The organism is Daejeonella sp., from assembly GCF_044342615.1.
In the GTDB taxonomy this organism is placed as follows: Bacteria; Bacteroidota; Bacteroidia; order Sphingobacteriales; family Sphingobacteriaceae; genus Daejeonella.
Map to the genome: position 1 here is coordinate 1 of NZ_JBIIPN010000212.1, position 2,929 is coordinate 2,929.

The following is a 2,929-nucleotide window of genomic DNA, read 5'->3' on the forward strand; positions in this document are numbered from 1 at the left end:
AAAATTAACTCAGGGTCATTAAGTAAGGCCCTAGCAATAACTACACGTTGTTGTTCACCGCCAGATAATTCATGTGGCATTTTTTTAACTTTTGAACGTAGCCCAACTTTTTCTAAAACATCTAATATTCGTGTAGAAATGAGGTTTTTATCATTCCAGCCTGTTGCTTTAAGTACAAATTCTAAATTCTCCTCAATGCTACGATCGGTAAGTAATTGGAAGTCCTGAAATACAATTCCTAATTTTCTACGGAGAAATGGTACTTCTTTATCTGTCAGATTTTTAAGATCGAAACCAGCAACCTGTCCTTCTCCATTAGCAATATGAAGCTCACCATAAATAACTTTTAATAAGCTACTTTTACCAGAACCTGTTTGTCCGATGAGGAAAACAAATTCTCCCGGATTAATCTCCAGATTCACATTGTTAAGAACAAGATGCTTCTGCTGATAAATGTCAACACCCTCTAATTTTATAACCGACTTGCCTATCATAATTCAAGTTTTAAAATCTGCCCAAAAGGCAATTCTTTAATTTTATCCATAATGTAGTCTGCACGCTCTCCATACCCAGCTTTTTCTAATGCTTTCTCTGGTCTGTCTAAGCGAAAATAGGCCAACAAAGTGAATTTTTCATCACGAAGCTGAACGTAATCTGGAATCTTTGCAACTCCTTTAACTTTAATCACATACATCGAGAACAAAGTTAATTGTTTAATTTATTAATTCGTGTGGATTATTGTTAATTTAAGACAAATTCTCACATCTCACAAACTGTCTGAACTATGATTTGTTTGATTTTTGTGATTGCGGAGAAGGAATGGCTTCGAGAAGACCTCAGCCACCGGGTAACAGATGTCGCTAGCCTGACAACTGACAACTGATAACTCTTTTCCTGGCTTCGAGAAGACCTCAGCCACCAAGTAACAGATGTCGCTAGCCTGATAACTGATAACAACTCTCAACTCCCTAACCCCCTCAAAAACTCAATCGTATCTACCCCATCCGCATAATCCCACAATGCAGGGCATTGGCTTTGACCAAATCCTAAGGTTTCAATGCTTAAGGTTTCATTGGAAATGATGCATTGGATTTGGTCTTTTTGCTCGAAAAGTTTTTTATTGACTTTATCAATATTTTCATATTCTTCGTAATAAAGTACAGCTAGGGGGGAGGCAAAGCGCTCATCTTCCTTCACCAATAAAAATCCATTATCCAAATGTTTATCCATATTTACCAAGAATATAGATTTATTATAGTCGTAATTATTATTGTATTTGTGATGATCGGCAATCGATTTAAAATCTTCAATGGATTCGAAAAAAGTATCGAATTTATAGCCTTTTGGGACAAAAACCTTTGATACATTTCTGCATCCAAGTCCGAAATAATCGAAAATATCATTCCCTAATGCATGTAATTCTTCCCTACTTTCCTTTCCATTTAATACCGCAATACTATTTCTATTTTTGCGAATAATATTTGGAACTTTACTGAAATAATAGTCGAAATAACGAGAGGTATTATTACTTCCAGTGGCAATAACGGCATCAAAATCTTTTAATCTATCAATAAACTCAAATTGTTCTGCAAATGCAGACTCTATCTCCACCAATTTATTCAAAATATAGGGTGTAAGAAGCTTGTCCTGTGATGATAATTTAATTAAGGCCTTGTTTCCAGATGCTAAAACACATAAAATATCGTGGAATCCTACAAGTGGAATGTTTCCTGCTAGAATTAAACTAATCGAAAAGCTTTTTTGTGATAAGTCCTGTTTTTCCTCAAGCCATTTCTGTAAATCATTTTCACTGAGCATGTTAGCTATCGCTGCGACTGCTTTTGCAGTACTTTGTGGGGTAAACCATGCATTATATTGCTGTGCTGAAGAGATTAGTTGCTTTAATTGCTCATCTGGCTTTTGTAGAACATGGCCTAGTTGTATAAATGCCTTGATTCGTTGTTTGCTTGTCAAAATCTTACTCATCTAAATATTTTAATCAAATAATATTATATTTGTATCATCAATTAAACAGAGCATTTGCTCTATTTTAATTGCAAAATTAACGTAACAAATAGATTTTTATACAAAATGGCAATTAAAATCACCGATGAGTGTATTAACTGCGGGGCTTGCGAGCCTGAATGCCCGAATAATGCAATTTATGATGCGGGTGCAACATGGAGATTTTCGGATGGAACCAACCTTAGAGGTTTAATTGACTTCGGTGACGGAACCAATTTGAATGCCGAGGAAGTTCAAGCCGCAATTTCCGACGAGGTATATTATATAGTATCAGATAAATGTACCGAATGTGTGGGTTTTCACGATGAGCCACAATGCGCTGCTGTTTGCCCGGTAGATTGCTGTGTGGATGATGAAGATGTTCGTGAATCTCGTGAAGAGTTGCTAGCAAAGAAAGCTTGGCTTCACGTAGAATAGTAAAACTTAAAGTATTCGATTTTAAGGTGGCAGAAAGTTTTTGCTGCCTTTTTTGTTTTTGGATTCTTTTGTAAAATTAGACTGAAAGTGTTTATTTTCTTGAGATATTTTCAAATCCTTATTTTCAATTATAAGTCATTAATTTTCATTAACTTTGCGAAATAATGTCAAAATTGAAAGAATTATTTCGTTTTTTAGTTTCTCTAATCTTTCTGCTTGCTGTTCTTTTACAAACATTCAGTAAAGATTTTGTAGTACTTGATTATTATATAAATACCGATTCATATGCTAAAAATTGTGTGAACAAAGAAAAGCCAAAACTTCAATGTAAGGGTAAGTGTCAAATGATGAAGAAGGCTAAAGAAGAGGAGAAAAAAGAACACGACAAACCTTCCGGGCGAGAAAGAAACAAAAGAGACATATTTCTTTCCTCGAAATCTTTTTTTCCATCGCTCCCAAGTGTTTATTCTTCAAAATCAAGTCAAAT

The 2,929-nt window shown here is 34.9% G+C and carries 4 protein-coding genes and 1 pseudogene; 2 read left to right on the forward strand and 3 right to left on the reverse strand.

The genetic code is table 11. The features are described 5' to 3' along the window. From ACIQ0D_RS12450 to ACIQ0D_RS12460, 3 genes are all read right to left on the reverse strand, one after another. On the reverse strand, positions 1 to 494 hold a 494-nt coding region (locus ACIQ0D_RS12450; RefSeq protein WP_395806098.1), incomplete at its 3' end, for a cell division ATP-binding protein FtsE. After that, positions 491 to 694, reverse strand: a complete 204-nt coding sequence (locus ACIQ0D_RS12455) for a fructose-6-phosphate aldolase (RefSeq protein WP_291400815.1) — start codon at positions 692 to 694, stop codon at positions 491 to 493. The genes ACIQ0D_RS12450 and ACIQ0D_RS12455, both read right to left, overlap by 4 nt. Positions 695 to 960: 266 nt before the next feature. Then, positions 961 to 1,986, reverse strand: coding sequence for an acyl-CoA reductase (locus tag ACIQ0D_RS12460; RefSeq protein WP_395806100.1), 1,026 nt, complete (start codon positions 1,984 to 1,986; stop codon positions 961 to 963). Positions 1,987 to 2,091: 105 nt separating this feature from the next. Here ACIQ0D_RS12460 and ACIQ0D_RS12465 point away from each other — a divergent pair, with 105 nt between their 5' ends. Further along, entirely contained in the window at positions 2,092 to 2,442 is a 351-nt protein-coding gene (locus ACIQ0D_RS12465) for a 4Fe-4S binding protein (protein WP_395806102.1), read from the forward strand. 173 nt (positions 2,443 to 2,615) lie between these two features. Further along, positions 2,616 to 2,929 (forward strand): annotated as a pseudogene (locus ACIQ0D_RS12470) (hypothetical protein); the annotation flags it as partial.

Bases quoted from the DNA above. Each gene is read 5' to 3' on its own strand.
- ACIQ0D_RS12460 (WP_395806100.1), bottom strand. From the start codon at position 1,986: ATGAGTAAGATTTTGACAAGCAAACAACGAATCAAGGCATTTATACAA.
- ACIQ0D_RS12465 (WP_395806102.1), top strand. From the start codon at position 2,092: ATGGCAATTAAAATCACCGATGAGTGTATTAACTGCGGGGCTTGCGAG.
- ACIQ0D_RS12455 (WP_291400815.1), bottom strand. From the start codon at position 694: ATGTATGTGATTAAAGTTAAAGGAGTTGCAAAGATTCCAGATTACGTT.